Source organism: Kitasatospora sp. NPDC058115 (genome assembly GCF_042884635.1).
Lineage (GTDB): Bacteria > Actinomycetota > Actinomycetes > Streptomycetales > Streptomycetaceae > Kitasatospora.
In genome coordinates this window covers 45,792-60,938 of record NZ_JBHVTL010000030.1, presented here as the reverse complement: position 1 = coordinate 60,938, position 15,147 = coordinate 45,792, and the positions used below count along the sequence as shown (strand labels likewise).

General features: G+C 76.2%; 16 protein-coding genes. 1 reads left to right on the top strand and 15 read right to left on the bottom strand.

Annotated elements, in window-relative coordinates; all coding sequences use genetic code 11:
- Window positions 1-7 precede the first annotated feature (7 nt).
- The 4 genes from ACFVVL_RS28585 to ACFVVL_RS28570 form a co-directional block, all read right to left on the bottom strand.
- Window positions 8-385 carry a DUF1304 domain-containing protein gene (locus ACFVVL_RS28585; RefSeq protein WP_387680228.1) on the bottom strand — a complete coding sequence of 126 codons (378 nt, stop codon included), beginning with the start codon at window positions 383-385 and terminating at the stop codon, window positions 8-10.
- Entirely contained in the window at window positions 382-1,356 is a 975-nt protein-coding gene (locus ACFVVL_RS28580; RefSeq protein ID WP_380290955.1) for a serine/threonine-protein kinase, read from the bottom strand. Before ACFVVL_RS28580 ends, ACFVVL_RS28585 begins: the two co-directional genes overlap by 4 nt.
- Before the next feature lie 113 nt (window positions 1,357-1,469).
- Window positions 1,470-2,012 carry a hypothetical protein gene (locus tag ACFVVL_RS28575; protein WP_380290904.1) on the bottom strand — a complete coding sequence of 181 codons (543 nt, stop codon included), beginning with the start codon at window positions 2,010-2,012 and terminating at the stop codon, window positions 1,470-1,472.
- A 15-nt stretch (window positions 2,013-2,027) separates the two neighbouring features.
- The gene (locus ACFVVL_RS28570; RefSeq protein WP_387680225.1) at window positions 2,028-2,375 is read right to left on the bottom strand and encodes a hypothetical protein; all 348 of its coding nucleotides are present in this window, start codon (window positions 2,373-2,375) and stop codon (window positions 2,028-2,030) included.
- Between the two features lie 212 nt (window positions 2,376-2,587).
- Here ACFVVL_RS28570 and ACFVVL_RS28565 point away from each other — a divergent pair, with 212 nt between their 5' ends.
- Window positions 2,588-3,919, top strand: coding sequence for an acyltransferase (locus ACFVVL_RS28565; protein WP_380290900.1), 1,332 nt, complete (start codon window positions 2,588-2,590; stop codon window positions 3,917-3,919).
- A gap of 133 nt (window positions 3,920-4,052) precedes the next feature.
- Here ACFVVL_RS28565 and ACFVVL_RS28560 read toward each other — a convergent pair whose 3' ends face one another.
- The 11 genes from ACFVVL_RS28560 to ACFVVL_RS28510 all read right to left on the bottom strand — a co-directional run bounded on the left by ACFVVL_RS28560 (window position 4,053) and on the right by ACFVVL_RS28510 (window position 15,096).
- On the bottom strand, window positions 4,053-5,012 hold the full coding sequence (locus ACFVVL_RS28560; protein WP_380290898.1) for an alpha-ketoacid dehydrogenase subunit beta: 960 nt from the start codon (window positions 5,010-5,012) through the stop codon (window positions 4,053-4,055).
- Entirely contained in the window at window positions 5,009-6,046 is a 1,038-nt protein-coding gene (locus ACFVVL_RS28555; protein ID WP_380290896.1) for a thiamine pyrophosphate-dependent dehydrogenase E1 component subunit alpha, read from the bottom strand. The genes ACFVVL_RS28560 and ACFVVL_RS28555 overlap by 4 nt, the downstream gene beginning before the upstream one ends.
- The gene (locus ACFVVL_RS28550; RefSeq protein ID WP_380290894.1) at window positions 6,043-6,966 is read right to left on the bottom strand and encodes a phytanoyl-CoA dioxygenase family protein; all 924 of its coding nucleotides are present in this window, start codon (window positions 6,964-6,966) and stop codon (window positions 6,043-6,045) included. Before ACFVVL_RS28550 ends, ACFVVL_RS28555 begins: the two co-directional genes overlap by 4 nt.
- Window positions 6,967-7,040: 74 nt before the next feature.
- A complete protein-coding gene (gene hppD, locus ACFVVL_RS28545) occupies window positions 7,041-8,057 on the bottom strand; it encodes a 4-hydroxyphenylpyruvate dioxygenase (protein ID WP_387680220.1) in 1,017 nt (338 codons plus the stop codon).
- Window positions 8,058-8,130: 73 nt separating this feature from the next.
- Window positions 8,131-9,393 carry a beta-ketoacyl-[acyl-carrier-protein] synthase family protein gene (locus tag ACFVVL_RS28540; RefSeq protein ID WP_387680218.1) on the bottom strand — a complete coding sequence of 421 codons (1,263 nt, stop codon included), beginning with the start codon at window positions 9,391-9,393 and terminating at the stop codon, window positions 8,131-8,133.
- Window positions 9,390-11,015 (bottom strand): class I adenylate-forming enzyme family protein, encoded by a 1,626-nt coding sequence (locus ACFVVL_RS28535; protein ID WP_387680215.1) that lies wholly within the window; start codon window positions 11,013-11,015, stop codon window positions 9,390-9,392. Before ACFVVL_RS28535 ends, ACFVVL_RS28540 begins: the two co-directional genes overlap by 4 nt.
- A gap of 147 nt (window positions 11,016-11,162) precedes the next feature.
- Window positions 11,163-11,756 carry a hypothetical protein gene (locus ACFVVL_RS28530; protein WP_387680212.1) on the bottom strand — a complete coding sequence of 198 codons (594 nt, stop codon included), beginning with the start codon at window positions 11,754-11,756 and terminating at the stop codon, window positions 11,163-11,165.
- Window positions 11,753-12,874 (bottom strand): beta-ketoacyl synthase N-terminal-like domain-containing protein, encoded by a 1,122-nt coding sequence (locus ACFVVL_RS28525; RefSeq protein ID WP_387680209.1) that lies wholly within the window; start codon window positions 12,872-12,874, stop codon window positions 11,753-11,755. The genes ACFVVL_RS28530 and ACFVVL_RS28525 overlap by 4 nt, the downstream gene beginning before the upstream one ends.
- Window positions 12,871-13,161, bottom strand: a complete 291-nt coding sequence (locus ACFVVL_RS28520) for an acyl carrier protein (protein WP_380290882.1) — start codon at window positions 13,159-13,161, stop codon at window positions 12,871-12,873. Before ACFVVL_RS28520 ends, ACFVVL_RS28525 begins: the two co-directional genes overlap by 4 nt.
- Complete coding sequence (locus tag ACFVVL_RS28515; protein WP_380290880.1) at window positions 13,158-13,439, bottom strand: acyl carrier protein; 282 nt, start codon at window positions 13,437-13,439, stop codon at window positions 13,158-13,160. The genes ACFVVL_RS28520 and ACFVVL_RS28515 overlap by 4 nt, the downstream gene beginning before the upstream one ends.
- A 226-nt stretch (window positions 13,440-13,665) precedes the next feature.
- Entirely contained in the window at window positions 13,666-15,096 is a 1,431-nt protein-coding gene (locus ACFVVL_RS28510) for a class I adenylate-forming enzyme family protein (protein ID WP_387680310.1), read from the bottom strand.
- Between the last annotated feature and the right edge of the window lie 51 nt (window positions 15,097-15,147).

Genomic DNA, 15,147 nt, shown 5'->3' with positions numbered 1-15,147 from the left:
GCGGCGGTCAGCTCACGGCGTCGGACAGGAGGACGACGGCCGGGGGCAGGGCCTGGGCGAGGGCGCCGGGCCAGAGACGGGGCTCGGAGGCGAACAGGGTGGCGCCGGCGGCGACCATGAAGGCGCTGAGGTAGCTGATCAGGGTGCGGCCGACGACCGGTTCGTCGACGTGCAGGGCGACCAGGCCGGCCACCACTCCCAGGGCCAGGAAGAGGTTGTAGAAGCCGACGTTGACCCGCCAGAGGCGGACCTGCGGCGCGTCGGCGGTGGAGGCGGTGAGCAGCCGGCGGACCCGCGGGTGGCCGTAGAGGAAGCTCTCCAGCGGCCACACCACCAGGTGGACCGCGGCGGCGATCAGCGCGAACACCTGGCTCACGGCGTTCATCCGAAGCTCCTGCGCGCGGGCGGGCGGACGGCGGGCAGGGCCCAGTCGGGCGGGTCGGGGACGGGGACGGGGCCGCCGGGCGGGGGCGTGCCGGGGACGGGCACCACCGCGGTGGGCGGGCCGCCCGGGGCCCACGGGCCGCCGGCCGGGGGAGCGGTACCGGGTGGGGCGGTGGCGGCGGCGCGCAGCTCGGCGACGAACAGCAGGCAGCTCGCGAAGCGGTCCTCGGGCGCCTTGGCGAGGGCGCGGGAGACCACCGCGTCGACGGCGGGCGGCAGGTCGGGCCGGTGCTCGCGCAGGGTGGGCGGCGGGTCGTTGACGTGGGCCCAGAGCACGGCGAGGTCGCTCTCCCGGCGGAACGGGGGCGCGCCGGTGAGCATCTCGAAGACCACGCAGCCGAGGCCGTACTGGTCGCAGCGACCGTCCAGCGGGCGGCCGGAGATCTGCTCGGGTGCGGCGTAGTCGAGGGTGCCGACGATCTGGCCGACGCCGGTCAGGCCGCTGAGCGAGAGGGACTTCTTGGTCAGGCCGAAGTCGGCGAGGTAGAGGTGTTCGGGGTGGTCGCTGTCGGTGCCGGCGGCGACCAGCACGTTGCCGGGCTTGACGTCCCGGTGGACCAGTTCGTGGTCGTGCGCGGCGTCCAGCGCGGAGGCGATCTGCAGGGCGAGCCCGGCGGCCCGGCCGACCGGGAGGGCGCCGCTGCGGGTGATCAGCGCGCGCAGGTCGCCGCCCTCGACGTAACGCATCGCGATGAACAGGATGCCGTCGGACTCGCCGGCCTCGAAGACCGGGATGATGTGCGGGTGGTCGATCGCGGCGGCGGCCTGCGACTCGTGGATGAAGCGCCGGCGGAACACCTCGTTGCGGGAGAGCTCGGGGGCGAGCAGCTTGACGGCGACGGTGCGGCCGAGCCGCAGGTCCTTGGCCCGGTAGACGACGGCCATGCCGCCGTGACCGATCTCCGACTCCATGCGGTAGCCGGCGACCCGCCGTCCGACCAGCCCGGCGGGCAGGCTGCGCGGCTCGACGGCGTCGTCCGGGCCGGCCGGGTGCACCGCGTCGTCGGAGCTGTCGGGCGGCGGGATCACGGCTCCGCCACCCGGGTGGGCTCCTCGGCGCCCGGGATCCGGCCGGCCGGCGGGCTCGGACGGTTGCCGACGGCGTAGGTCTGCAGTTGCAGGCCGTCGCAGTAGCACCAGCGGTCGTGCACCGGATCGAACACCCAGAGCCGCTCGCCGTCGACGACCAGCCCGACCCGCAGGCCGTGCGCCCGTTCCCGGAACATCTCCAGGTCGGCGCCGCCGGCCGCGAGGTCCTCCAGCAGCGAGCGGTAGCGGGCCAGCACGCCCTCCGTCTCGGCGAGCGCGGGGCGCGGGTCGGCGGTGCGGGCCGGCGGGGCGGACGCGGTGGGCGGCACCCCGGGCAGCGAGATCAGCAGCCGGCCGTCCACCCAGGTCGTCCAGCCGTTGGAGCAGAGCACCTGTGCCCAGTCCCCGGCCCGGCCGATCAGCTGGAGCGGCAGCAGCGCGTCCAGCGGCGCGGTGGGCTGCGCCGGGTCGGGGGCGGACCAGCTGGCCAGGCCGTCCGGCGGGGCGACGTGGGTGGGGCGGAACGCGGGCTCCTCCATCGGCCGGCTCACTTCTCACTTCCGCATGATCGACGGCTCCTGCCGGCGCAGCAGGGCCAGGACGAGGACGGCCGGCGCCACCGACCGCGCGGCCGGCACGGCCGGTGCGAGCAGCCACCCGGCCCGCTCCTGCCGGAACATCGGGTCGTCGGTGAGGTCGTTCGGCAGCACGGTGTGCAGGTCGACGGTGCGGGCCGTCGCGGCCAGGCCCCGGCGGGAGGGCACCGGCCAGGCGGACTGCTCCGGACCGGGTACCCCGTGCAGCTTCAGCATGGCGCCGCTGAACACGATCTGCACCACGGAGAGCAGCACCGGCAGCGGCATGGCGGCCTCCTCCTCGCGCGCGCCGGGGCGCTCTCCCACGGCTCGGGTTCCGGTCCGGGTGCCGCTCCCGGGGCGTGTGGGCGCCGTTCCGTACCGTCCGTCCGGTCCGATACCACAGAATTGGACTGGACCACTGGATCGCCGAAGGCAGACTGCCCTATCGTTCGGGGAGATCTGCACGGTCGTCCGGGGCATTCCGCACGACTCACTCGACGAGCGCCCCGGGGTGGATGATGAGCGTCTGGCCGCAGTTGCGTGACACCCGAACGGTCAGGGCGGGCAACGCCCCCGGGACGGTGCTGCGCTGCGGCCTGGCCGACACCATGCTCGCCGACCTCGCCGTCTCGGTCGTGCTCTTCTTCGACCGCGCGCTGGACGAGGACCGCCTCGCCGCGGGCCTGGCCCGGGCGCTGGAGCGCGTCCCGGTCTTCGCCGGCCGGCTGCGCACCGTCGACGGCGTACTGGAGGCGGTCTGCGACGACTCCGGTGTCCCGATGGTGAGTTACCGCGTCGACGGCACGCTCGCCGAGTCCATGGGGCGGGTCACCGCGCCCGGCGCGCAGCACGTCGACCCGCTGGACGCCCCGGCCGCCCGCACCGGAGGCGGACCGCTGCTCGCCGTCCGGGTGACCCGCACCGGCGACGGCGGCACCGTGCTCGGCTGCTCCTGGCATCACGCGATCGGGGACCTGCACAGCTTCGCGCTGCTGCTGCGCACCTGGTCGGCGGCGGTCGAGGGGGAGGAGCTGCCGGAGGCCGAACTCGTCGAGGACCAGGACGCGTTGCTCGACCGCGTGCTGCCCGCCGAGGACTGCGGCCGGCCCGGCTTCCGGGTGCCCGGACCGGACGAGCGCGCCGTGCTGGACCGTGAGGTGGCGGCCGGTCCGCGCGCCAACCGGACCGTCCAGCTGTACTTCGGGGACGCCGAGATCGCCCGGATGCGCGAGGAGTTCGCCGCGGCGGCCGGCCGCTGGGTCTCCTCCGGCGACGCCGTCTGCGCCCATGTCGCGCACACCCTGCGGGAGTTGGACGGCGACCGGGAGACCCGTTGGCTCACCGTCCCGGTCAACGCCCGCCGCCCGCTCGGCCTGCCGGACGCCATGGTCGGCAATCTGCTCGGCGACATCCACCTGCCGTACACGCCCGAGGACGGCCCGGGCGCCCTCGCCGGAGCGCTGCGCACCGCCGTGCTCGGGTACGCCGAGGACCACCTCAACCTGCGTGCCAATCTGCGCTTCCTGGCCGAGCTCGGCCGCCCGGGGCTGGGCACCTGCGTGCCGATCGGCTTCGACCCGCCGCGCCGCCGGCTCAGCTTCTCCAACTGGAGCCGCTTCGGCCTCTACGACGTGACCTTCCAGGGACAGCGGCCGGTCTTCTTCAGCCCCGCCGCCAACTACCCGCTGCCGTGGGTCTGCTGGGCCGTCGAGGGCTTCGGCGGCACCGGGCTGCTCACCACGGCGGTGCTCCCGGCCCGGCTGGCCGCGCGGCTGCGCGGGACGGAGGGACGGGCCGCGCTGCACCGCTTCCGGGAGCCGTCGGACGACCTGCCGGCCCTGCTGGCGGCCGTGCCCAAGGTGCTCTGAGCGGCACCCGCCGACGCCGAACCGGCACCCGCCGACGCCGAACCGGCACCCGCCGACGCGGAACCGGCACCCGCCGACGCGGAACCGGGGACGGCCGCAGTCGGCCGCCCCCGGTTCCGTCGTCGACCGGACGTCACTTCATGACGGCGCGCAGCGCGTGCCGCAACTGCTCCCGGTCTGGCTGCAGGGCCCGGTCGAGCGCCGGGGCGAACGGCAGCACCGTGCCGTCCGGCCGGGTGACCCGGCGCGGCGGGGCGGTGAGCCGGAACTCCTCGGCGGCCGTGGCGAGCACCTCCGCGCCGATCCCGCAGCTGCGGTTGGAGTCGTCGATCACCACCAGCCGTCCGGTGCGCTCCAGCGAGGCGCCCAGCGCGTCCCAGTCGAACGGGTGGAGCGTGCGCGGGTCGAACACCTCGACCGAGATCTCCCCGGCGAGTTCCTCGGCCACCGCCAGCGCGTCGTGCACCAGGTGGCCGACGGCGACCAGGGTGACGTCCGTGCCGCTGCGGTGCACCCGGGCGCTGCCGAGCGGCACCGGCACGAGGTCCCAGGTGACGGTCTCGCGGACCGGCAGCGCGGCGGCCGGGGCGAAGACCACCACCGGGTCCGGGTCCCGGATCGCCGAGCGCAGCAGCCCGTAGGCGTCGGTCGGCGTGGCCGGCACCACGGTCTTCATCCCGGCGTGCGCGAAGAGGCTGTAGGGGTGGTCGGAGTGCTGGCCCGCCCAGCCGTCCCGGGAGCCCGAGCCGGGCACCAGGCAGGTGAGCGGGACGCCCGCCTGGCCGCCGGACATCAGGGAGAACTTGTGGGCCTGGTTGACGAGTTGCTCGAAGACCAGGAACAGCAGCGAGGGGATCTGGAACTCCAGCACCGGCCGTCGCCCGGCCAGGGCCGCGCCGAGCGCCATCGCGGTGAACGCCTGCTCGGAGAGCGGGGTGTCCACGATCCGCTCCGGCCCGAACCGGTCCAGCAGCCCCAGGGTGGGCCCGGCCATCCCGGCGCCGATGTCCTCGCCGAACACGCAGACCGCGGGGTCGCCGTCCAGCTCGTCGGCCAGCGCCCGGTTGAGCGCCTTGGTGTAGGACAGTCTCATGCCACCACCCCCGCCCGGGGCCGCAGCCCGGAGGCGTACAGGTGGTCGGCGGCGCCGGCCGGGTCCGGGTGCGGCGAGGCGAGCGCGAACTCCTCGGCCGCCGCGAGTTCGGCGGCGACCTCGGCGTCGAGGGCGGCGGCGCGGTCGGCGCCGATCGCGGCGGCGGCCCGGGGGAGCGGGTCGCGCTCGCGCCAGGCGGCCACCTCCTCGGGGGTGCGGTAGTGCAGCTTCATCCGCCGTTCCATGGTGTGGTGGCCCTCGAACCGGTAGGTGCGGCACTCCAGGAAGCCGGGACCGCCGCCGGACCTGGCCCGGGCGACGGCCTGCTCGGCGGCGGCCCGGACCGCCTCGGTGTCCATGCCGTCGACCTCGGCGGCCGGGATGCCGAAGGCGGCCGCCCGCCCGGTCGCGCTGCCCGCGACCGCGGTGCCGGCCGGCAGGGTGGTGGCGTAGCCGTTGTTCTCGCAGACGAAGAGCACCGGCAGCCGCCACATCGCGGCCAGGTTGAGCGACTCCAGCAGCACGCCCTGGTTGAGCGCGCCGTCGCCGAAGAAGGCGACCGCCACCGCGTCCGAGCCGGCCTGCCGGTCGGCCCAGGCGGCGCCGACCGCGATCGGCGCGCCGGCGCCGACGATGCCGTTGGCGCCGAGGATGCCCAGCCGCAGGTCGGCGGCGTGCATCGAGCCGCCCCGGCCGCGGTTGGCGCCGCCGGTGCGCCCGGCCAGTTCCGCGAGCAGCCGGGCCGGTTCCAGGCCGCGGGCGAGCACGTGGCCGTGCCCGCGGTGGGTGGAGGCGAGCCGGTCGGCCGCCCCCAGCGCGGCGCAGACGCCGACCGCGACGGCCTCCTGCCCGATGTACGGGTGGATGCCGCCGGTGATCACCCCGGACTTCACCAGGTCCAGTGCCCGCTCCTCGAAGGAGCGGATCAGCCGCAGCATCCGGTAGCGCCGCTCGGGCGTGTCGAGTGCGGCGACGACGGGCGCGTCGGCGGCGGGTGCGGCAGCCGGCGCGTCGGCGGGTGCCGTGGACGTCACCGGGCGTCCCGCCAGGTGGTCGGGCAGAACTCCGGGTCGGCGTAGTCGGGGCGGCCGTCGGCGGTGCGGCGCACCAGCACGTCGTGGTTGTAGACGACCGTCTCGCCGTCCGGCCGGGTGGCGCGCCGGTAGGCGTTGGCGCCGTCCTGGAGGTGCAGCGAGACGGCCCGGCGCGGGTAGGACGCCAGGTTGGGGCCGCTGCCGTGGTAGGTGCGGCAGTGGTGGAAGCTGACGTGGCCGCGCGGGATGATCATCGGGACCTTGCGGACCTCGGTCCCGTTGTACGCGGCGTTGGCGTCCAGGATCGCGTCCAGCTCGGTGTTGTCGCGGTCGGCGAAGTGCCGGGTGGAGTCCTCCTCGGAGGGCAGCTCCTTCCAGCGGTGGCTGCCGTCCACCATGGTGATGGTGCCGTTCTCCTCGCCGCAGTCGTGGAACGGCAGGAAGGCGGTGAGCATCCGCTCCGAGGTGGAGGTCTGCCAGTAGTGCTTGTCGAAGTGCCACGGCACCTGGTTGCTGGGCTCGCCCGGCACCGGGGGCTTGTAGATGAGGGTGGCCTGGAAGATCCGGACCTCCTCGGCCTCGGCGAGCAGCGCGGCGACGGCGCCGAGCAGCGGCTTGCGCAGGATCGCGCCGATCGCCTCGCTCTCGTAGTGCACGTAGTCGTTGTGGCGCTGGACCGGGCCGTGCGCGGGCTCCCAGGAGGCCAGCCGGGGCGGGCGGGCCGGCAGGGTGCGGTCGCGGTGGCCGGCGTAGTACTGCTCGGTGGCGGCCTGCAGGGTGTCCAGCTCCTCGTCGCTGAACAGCTTGCGGGAGAGGTACCAGCCGTGCTCCAGGTAGCCGGCCACCTCCTCGGGGGTGGGCAGCAGGGCGCGTTCGGCCTCGGTGAGGTGGAACTCGGGTGCGAGGGGTGCGGTGGTCATGGGGGTCGGGCCTCCTGTGGTGGTGAGGGCTCGGGTGGGCGTGGGGCGCGGGCGGCCCGGACGGCCGCGGCGGCTCAGACGGCCGCGGCGGCGCGCTGCCGCTCGACGGCCTCGTACAGGGCCTTGATGTTGGCGGTGCCGAAGGTGCCGGCGCCCTGGCGCTCGATCAGCTCCACGAAGTACGTCCGGCGGGGGTGGGTGGAGCGGGCGAAGATCTGGAACAGCTGCCCGCCGTGGTCCTGGTCGACCAGCACGTCCAGCTCGCGCAGCGTCTCCACCGGGATGGCGGTGCCGCCGAGCCGCTCGGCGAGCGCGTCGTAGTAGGTGCCGGGGGTGGTCAGGAACGCCACCCCGCGCTCGCGGATGGTGCGCACGGCGGTGGCGATGTCGTCGGTGCGGAAGGCCAGGTGCTGGACGCCGGCGCCCTCGTGGTCGGCGAGGAAGGTGTCGATCTGGCCCGGGCGGCGGGTGGTGTCGGGCTCGATGAGGGTGAAGGTGACCTCGCCGGAGGCGCTCTGCACCACGCTGGAGTCCATCGCCTGTTCGCCGACCTCGATGTACTCGCCGAAGATGCGGTGCATGCCGAGCGCGGCCTCGCAGAACTTCACCGCGTCGGCCAGCTCGCCGGCCGGCAGGCAGATCGCGGCGTGGTCGAGGGCGTCCAGCAGTCGCGGGGCGCCGTCCTCGGCGGCCTCGGGCGCGGCCGGTGCCTCGGGGACGAACCGCAGGGCGGTGTCGCCGAACCCGGCCACCAGCCCGCCGGCCCGGTCCAGGACCCGGGCGCCGTGCCGCTCGGCGCGGTCCAGGGCGGCCTGCGGGTCGGGGCAGGACAGGGCGAGGACCGCGACGCCCTCGCCGTGCCGGGCGGCGTAGCGGGCCACCGGGTGCGCGGGGTCGGCGGCCGAGCGCAGCAGGAAACGGATGGTGCCCTGGTGCAGCAGGACGGTGCGCGCGTTCGCGGACTCGGCCGCGGCGAGCTGGTCCGGCTCGGGCGCGGCGGCGGTGAAGCCGTAGTCGGCGCAGAGCTCCGCCGCGGTGGCGTCGGCGTCGGCGCAGTGGTACTCGACGTGGGCGATGGACTGGATGGACAACGGGATCTCCCCGGGGGATGGCGAGTTGACGAGTGGCCTGGCACGGGTGTGCGCGCGGCGGCGCCGGGTGGCGTCAGCGGGCGGACGGGGTGGAGGCGGGCTCGAAGACCAGGCTGAGGTTGTGCCCGCCGAAGGCGAAGGCGTTGCTCAGGGCGGCGGTGAGCGGGACGGTTCGGGCCGCGCCCCGGACGTGGTCCAGGTCGCAGGCCGGGTCGGGCTCGACCAGGTTGACGGTCGGTGGCAGCGTCCCCCGGGCCACCGCGAGTGCCGTGACCGCAGCCTCCAACGCGCCTGCGGCGCCCAGCAGATGGCCGGTCGCGCCCTTGGTCGAGCTGACCGCGGGCCGGTGCTCGCCGAAGACCGCCCGGAGCGCGGCGCTCTCGGCGACGTCGCCGAGCTTGGTGCCGGTGCCGTGGGCGTTGACGTAGCCGATGTCGGCCGGGGCGAGGCCCGCGTTGGCGATCGCGGCGCGCATCGCGTCGGCGGCGCCCGCGCCGTCGGGCCGCGGCATGGTCGGGTGGTGGGCGTCGGTGGAGGCGCCCCAGCCGGTGAGGTCGGCGTACCCGGCGGCGCCGCGGGCGGCGGCGTGCTCGGGGCTCTCCAGCACCAGGACGGTGCTGCCCTCGCCCAGCACGAAGCCGTTGCGCCGGCTGTCGAAGGGCCGGCTCGCCTCCGCCGGGTCGTCCCAGCCGGAGGACAGCGCACGGGCGTTGGTGAACGCGGCGGCAATGGTCGGGTGCAGCGAGGACTCGGTGCCGCCGCACACCACCACGTCCGCGTCGCCGGAGCGGATCAGCCGCAGCCCCTCGGCGACGGCCTGGGCGCCGGCCGCGCAGGCCGTCACGATGGCGGTGCTGAAGCCGCGGATCCCGTGCTTGATGGCGATCCGGGCGGTGGCCATGTTGGAGAGCATGCCGGGCAGCAGGTACGGGCTGACGCCGGGCCGGCCGCGCTCGACGCGCCGGTGGGACTGCTGCTCGAAGGTCTCCAGGCCGCCGCCCCCGGTGGCCAGCACCACGGCGGTGCGGTGCGGGTCGGCGTCCCGGCCGACCACCAGGCCGGCGTCGGCGAGCGCGTCGTCGGCGGCGGCCAGGGCGAGCAGGACGAAGCGGTCGACGCAGCGCGTCTCGGTGGGCGGCAGCACCTCGCGGCCGTCCACCGCCGGGGCGATGCCGGCCGCGGTCAGCCAGCCGTGGGCGGCGTGGCCCTCGGGCAGCGCGCGGATGCCGGAGCGGCCGGCGGCGAGGGCGTCGAAGACCTCGTCGGGCTTGCGGCCGAGCGGGGTGACCAGGCCGATGCCGGTGACCACGGCGCCCGGGCGGCGGGAGGCGTTCATGCGCCCACCCCGGCGACCGTGTCCAGGTAGCGCTGACGCAGCAGGACCTTGCGCACCTTGCCGGTGGGGCCGAGCGGGATGTCCTCCCCGGCCACCACGACGACCTGGCGGACGGTGGCCGCGGCGGCCTCGTCCAGGGCGGCGACGACGGCCTTGCTCCGGTCGGCGGCCGGGTCGGCGTCGGCGGCCAGGACCAGCAGGACGTCGGTGACCACCCGCTCGCCGTCGCGCACCGCGACCACCGTGCAGTCCAGCACGTCGGGGCAGGCGGCCAGCACCCGCTCCTCCGACATCGCGGTGAACAGCCGCTTGCCGTCGCCGAGTTCGACGGAGTCGACGGCCCGGTCGACGTGGTAGTAGTAGCCCTCCTCGTCCCGGTACATGAGGTCGCCGGTGAGGAAGCGCCCGCGCAGCCGGGTGCGGTAGGTGGTGGTCGAGTCGTTCCAGTAACCGAGCGCCAGCGTCGGCGAGTTGGTGGCGAGTTCGCCGACCTCGCCGGGGCCGAGCGGTTCGCCGTCCGGGCCGACCAGCTCGCAGTCGACGAAGGTGTGCGGGCGCCCGACGCAGCGGCCGTAGCGTTCGGTGCCCGGGCCGTGGGTGATGAAGAAGTGGGAGTGGCCCATCTCGGTGGAGCCGAGGCCGTCCACGAACAGCGAGCCGGGCACCCGGACCCGGCCCTCGCGGGTCACCGACTCGCGGCTGCCGGCGGCGACCAGCCGGCGGATGTGCACCTCGTGGGCGCAGTCGCCGGTGTTCCACCAGAGCGCGACCGAGTCCAGCTCCCGGGCGGCCAGGTCGTGGTGGGCGAGGTCGGCCCAGGTGGCGGCGAAGCCGATGACGCCGCTGGGGCGCCACTGCTCGATCGCGTCCAGGACGCCGGCGCCGGACTGGCTGGAGAGCACCGCGAGCTCGGAGTGCGAGGAGAGCGCGAGGTTGACCGCGATCAGGGTGGCCGCGTGCGGGGCGGGCAGCGCGCTGAGCATCCGCTCCTGGCCCTGCGGGCGGGGCAGCCGGGCGCGGTGGCGGATCGCCGCGTACAGGCTCGCGTGCGAGTGCACCACGGCCTTGGGCATGCCCGTGGTGCCGGAGGAGTGGGTGATCGCGACCGGGTCGCCGGACCAGTGCCGGTAGGGGGCGGGGGCGGCCTCGGGGTCGCCGGCGCCGAGGGTGGCGATCTCCGGCAGCGCGGGGGCGCCGGTCTCGTGGCCCGCCAGCGCGGCCAGGTGCGGCGCGTCGGCGAGGACGCCGACCGGGCCGAGCTTGGCGATGTAGCGGGCGGCCCGCTCGCCGTCCAGGTTGGGGTTGAGCAGCGCGGGAACGGCGCCGAGCCGGGCCAGCGCGAGGAAGGCGAGCACGTGGTCGGCGGCGTCGCTCGCGTAGACCACCACCGGGTCGCGGCGGCCGATGCCGAGCGCGTGCAGGGCGGCGGCCCGGGCGCGCACGGCGCGGTCCAGCTCGGCGAGGGTGAACGGCTGCCAGGCGGCGTGGTCGTCCACCGGGGTGTCGAAGGTCAGCAGCGGCTCGTCGAGGCCGAGGCCGAGCGCGAGGCGGCTGGTGAGGACGTTTCCGGCGCCGACGGCCGGATCGTCGGCCAGCAGGGTGCGGATACTGCGGATGCTCACGGGGTGGATCCCTCCCGGGGTACGGGCGTGCGGGGCGTGCTGCGGCGGGACGCGGCGGGTGGGGGACCGTTCGCGCCGGTGGTGCGCAGGGGTGGGGCGGGGGACGGGTGTGCGGTGGATCGGGTCGGTCGGGTGGGCGGGGTCGGGTCAGGCGGTGGTGACCAGCAGGGCGACGGCCCGGTCGATGCCGCCGGGGCCTCCGTTGCCGTCGCCCTCGTCGTCGTCACGGCCGTCACGGCCGTCGTCGGGCGGCTCGGCCTGTTCGGCCTGTTCGGCCTGTTCGGCGGCGATGACGAGGACCTGATCGGCGTCGCCGTCCGCGAGCAGCAGTTCCGCCAGGTCGAGCGCGTCCTGCGGGACCCGTCCGGGCGGCGGGGCCTGGGCCGGGCTGATCGCCACCACCGGGCCGGTCAGGCCCCAGCGGGCGGCGATGTGGCCGAGCACGGCGTTCGGGTTGGACTGGAAGAACAGCAGCGGGGGCATCCGCCGGCCGGTGTCGGCGGCGGCCGTCTCGATGGCGCGGGCGGTGGCGCGGTCGCCGCCCGCGCTGGCCAGCAGCAGCGCGGTCCGGCCGGGGGCCGGGGCCGCGCCGTGGCGGGCGCGCAGACAGCGTTCGGCGGTCTCGGCCACCAGGGGGTTGAAGGACGAGGCGGCGAAGCCGGGCAGCGGGGGGAGCGGCTCGGGCTCGCGGGCGTCGGGGTCGGGCCAGGCGGCCTCGGCGAGGATGCGCAGCGCGGTCATCGGGCGGCCACCAGGAGTGCGGTGTTGGCGCCGCCGAAGGCGGAGTTGAGGGTGAGCGCGTAGCGCGGCCGGGCGGCGCGCGGGCCGTCCAGCACGAGGTCCAGGCCGATGTCCGGGTCCGGGCCCAGCCAGCCGGCGTTGACCGGCAGCAGGCCGTCGGTCAGCGCCCCGATGGTGACGACGAGTTCGAGCAGGGCCGAGGCCTCCAGGGCGTGGCCGTGGACGGCCTTGCTGGAGCTGACGGGCAGCCGTGGGGTGTGCGTGCCGAAGACCCGGTGCAGTGCCCTGGCCTCCGCGAGGTCGGACAGCGGCGAGCCGGTGCCGTTGGCGTTGACGTAGCCGACCTCCTCCGGGGCGATCCCGGCCCGTCGCAGCGCGGCCTCGACGGCCCGCGCCACGCCGTCGCCCCCGGGTTCGGGGCGGCAGACGTGGTGGGCGTCGCCGGACCGGCCCCAGCCGGCCAGCCGGGCCAGCACGGGCGCGCCGCGCCGCTCGGCCTCCGGCTCGGCCTCCACCAGGACGGCGGCGGCCGCGTCGCCGAGCAGGGTGCCGCTGCGGCCGGCGCTGAACGGGCGCAGCTCGCCGTCGCGGGCCAGGGCCCGGCCGGCGTCGAAGGCGGCGAACACCCCCGGTTCGACCAGGTGCCCGGCGGCGACCAGCACCCGGGGGTGCAGGCCGGCGGCGACCAGCGCGGCGGCGTCGGCGACGGCGGTGGCGGCCGCGACGCAGGCGCCGGTGTAGACCCGGGTGACCCCGGGCGTGCCCCAGGCGGCCGACGCCCCGGCGGCGACCGCGGCGACGGTGTCCCGGGTGCGCAGGTCGCTGTGCAGGGCGAGCAGCACCGGCGGCCCGGCGTCGGGCGCGGCCGGGGGCAGGCCGGCCCGGCGGCAGGCCTGGCCGACGGCGTCGAGCACGGCGTCGGCCGCCGGGCGCGGCTCGGGCAGCAGCGCGGCGCGGACGGTGCGGCGTGCCGAGACGTCGAACCGGGTGACCGCGGCGAACGCGGCCTTGCCGTGGACGACGGCCTCGGCGAGCGTGGCCGGTCCGTCGCCGGCCGCGCTGAGCACGCCGACGCCGGTCACCACGGGCCGGACGGCGGGCGGGGCGTGGCGGTTCATGGCCGCGCGGCCCCCGCGGTGGCGTCGGGGACGGCGGTGGCGTCCGGGCCTCCGGCGGCCCGGACGGCCGCGCGGAACACCGCGACGGCGTCGTCCACCGTCCGGACGGCCTCGAAGGCGTCGTCGTCGAGGTCCGGCTCGATGCCGTAGCGCTGCTCGAACTCGGCTATCAGCCACGTGAGTTCGAGCGAGCCGAGCTCCTCGGGGACGTCCTCGGCGGCACGCTGCCCGAACGCCGCGAGCATGGTCAGGACCTCGGCCCGGTCGGGGCGGTCGAGGTCGGTCACGCCGGGCTGCCCGAGGCGGCGGTGGCGGTGGTGGCGGCGATCCGGGCGGCGACGTCCGCGGTGAACTGGTCGAGCGTCATCAGCGCGGTGGTCTCCATCTCGTCGAGGTCGAACTTGACCCCGTACTCGTCCTCGACCTGGACCGAGAGGTCGGCGAGGGCGAGCGACTCCAGGTCCAGGCCGGCCGGGCCGAGGTCGGTGTCGCCGGTGACCTCGGAGACGTCGTACTGCATCTCGGCCAGGGCGTTGAGGACGAACGCGCGGATGCTGTCCTGCATGGTGGGCTCCTTGGGTCCGGGCACGTGGGGTGCCCGGGGTCGTCGGGGAGGGAGGGACGTCCTGCGGGGTGCCGGTGGTGGTCCCGGCGGACAGGCGGTGCCTGCCCGCCGGGGCATCCTCCGGGCGGCCCCCGGCGGGGTGGTTCCGGCGCGTTCGGGCAGCGGGTGGCCGAGGTGCCGGGACGGGTGGTGTGCGGCCGGGCGCGCCGGGTCGCGGCGCGGCGGGTCAGCCGGCGGCGGCGCGCAGGGCGGCCGGGTCGCGCAGCAGCTTCCCGGTGGCGGTGCGGGGGAGCTGCGGGAGGAAGGCCAGCCGGCGCGGCCGCTTGTAGGCGGCGAGCTGCCGGGCGAGGCCGTCCTGGACGCGCGCCCGGTCGGCGCCGTCCTCGGCCGAGAGGTAGGCCTCGATGGCGCCGTCGTCGAAGACCACCACGGCCTCCCGGACCTCCGGGAGCGCGGCGAGGGTCTGCTCGACCTCGGTGAGGTCGACCTTGAGCCCGCCGATCGAGACCTGCGAGTCCCGTCGGCCGAGTACGGTGACCCGCCCGGTGTCCGGGTCGAGGACGGCGGCGTCGCGGGTGTGCAGCCAGCCGTCCGACCAGCGGGTCGGGTCGTCCAGCCCGGGGTAGGGCGAGGCGGGGGTGCGCAGCTGGAGCTCGTCGGCGACGAGCCGCAGCTCCATGCCGTGCACGGGCTGCTTGGCCGGGTGCAGGGTGCCGTCCAGGTCGGTGGCGATCACCCCGGTCTCGGTCATCCCGTACATGGTGCCGAGCGGGACGCCGTAGCGCGCGGTGAACGCGGCGGGCAGGCCCGGGCGGACGAGCTCGCCCGCCACCACCATCCGCCGCAACTGCGGCAGTTCCGGCGGATCGGCGGCCCCGGCGAGCAGTTCGGCGTGGAACGGCACCCCGATCACGGTGGTCGGGCGGTCGTCGGCGGCGATCGCGCCGAGGATGCCGGCCGCCGTCATCCGGTCCGGGACGGTGAGCGGGGCGCGCGCGTGCAGGCTGTTGAGCAACCCGCCGATCAGGCCGAGCACGTGCACCACCGAGGAGAGCAGCACCACCCGCTCGCCCTCGCCGGGGAACGCCGTCAGCCTGCGGTAGCAGTCGAGTTCGCGGATCAGGTCACCCGCGGTGCGGGCGATCACCTTGGCCGGCCCGGTCGAGCCCGAGCTGAGCTGGACCAGCGCGTGGCCGCTCCCGGCGGGCCGGCCGGCGGGCAGCCGGACGGCGACCGGGTCGACCAGGGAGTAACCGCGCAGCGCCGCCGCCGCGGGCCGCGAGGCCGAGCCGACCAGCACCTGCGGGGCCAGCCGCTCGACCGCCAGCTCGACCTCGTGGTCGGTCAGCCGGTGGTCCAACAGCGCTACCTGGGCCCGCAGTTGCCAAGCGGCCAGGAGCACCGCGACGAAGCCCAGGGAGGGCGGCAGCCGCAGGGCCGCGGTGCCGCCCGGGCCGAGGCCGGCCGCGGCCAGCCGTTCGGCCTGCTCGGCGACCAGCGCGCGCAGGGCGTCGCGGTCGACGGGCGTGCCGAATCGGAGGCACTCCTCACCCCCGGGGCCGGCCAGCAGCACCCGGTCGACCCAGTCGGCGGGAGCGTCGGCGTGCGGGGGTGAGGCGGGCGGCGGTGAAGAAAGGGAAAAGCCGGTCAACGCCACTCCACACGTGAGGAGGTTTGTCATGGACACTTGGACGCTGTTCACATGTCA

Coding starts and splice junctions, on each gene's coding strand:
- ACFVVL_RS28530 (WP_387680212.1), bottom strand. CDS start 11,756: ATGACCGCGCTGCGCATCCTCGCCGAGGCCGCCTGGCCCGACCCCGAC.
- ACFVVL_RS28580 (WP_380290955.1), bottom strand. CDS start 1,356: ATGGAGTCGGAGATCGGTCACGGCGGCATGGCCGTCGTCTACCGGGCC.
- ACFVVL_RS28550 (WP_380290894.1), bottom strand. CDS start 6,966: ATGACCACCGCACCCCTCGCACCCGAGTTCCACCTCACCGAGGCCGAA.
- ACFVVL_RS28540 (WP_387680218.1), bottom strand. CDS start 9,393: ATGAACGCCTCCCGCCGCCCGGGCGCCGTGGTCACCGGCATCGGCCTG.
- ACFVVL_RS28585 (WP_387680228.1), bottom strand. CDS start 385: ATGAACGCCGTGAGCCAGGTGTTCGCGCTGATCGCCGCCGCGGTCCAC.
- ACFVVL_RS28525 (WP_387680209.1), bottom strand. CDS start 12,874: ATGAACCGCCACGCCCCGCCCGCCGTCCGGCCCGTGGTGACCGGCGTC.
- ACFVVL_RS28515 (WP_380290880.1), bottom strand. CDS start 13,439: ATGCAGGACAGCATCCGCGCGTTCGTCCTCAACGCCCTGGCCGAGATG.
- ACFVVL_RS28560 (WP_380290898.1), bottom strand. CDS start 5,012: ATGAGACTGTCCTACACCAAGGCGCTCAACCGGGCGCTGGCCGACGAG.
- ACFVVL_RS28575 (WP_380290904.1), bottom strand. CDS start 2,012: ATGGAGGAGCCCGCGTTCCGCCCCACCCACGTCGCCCCGCCGGACGGC.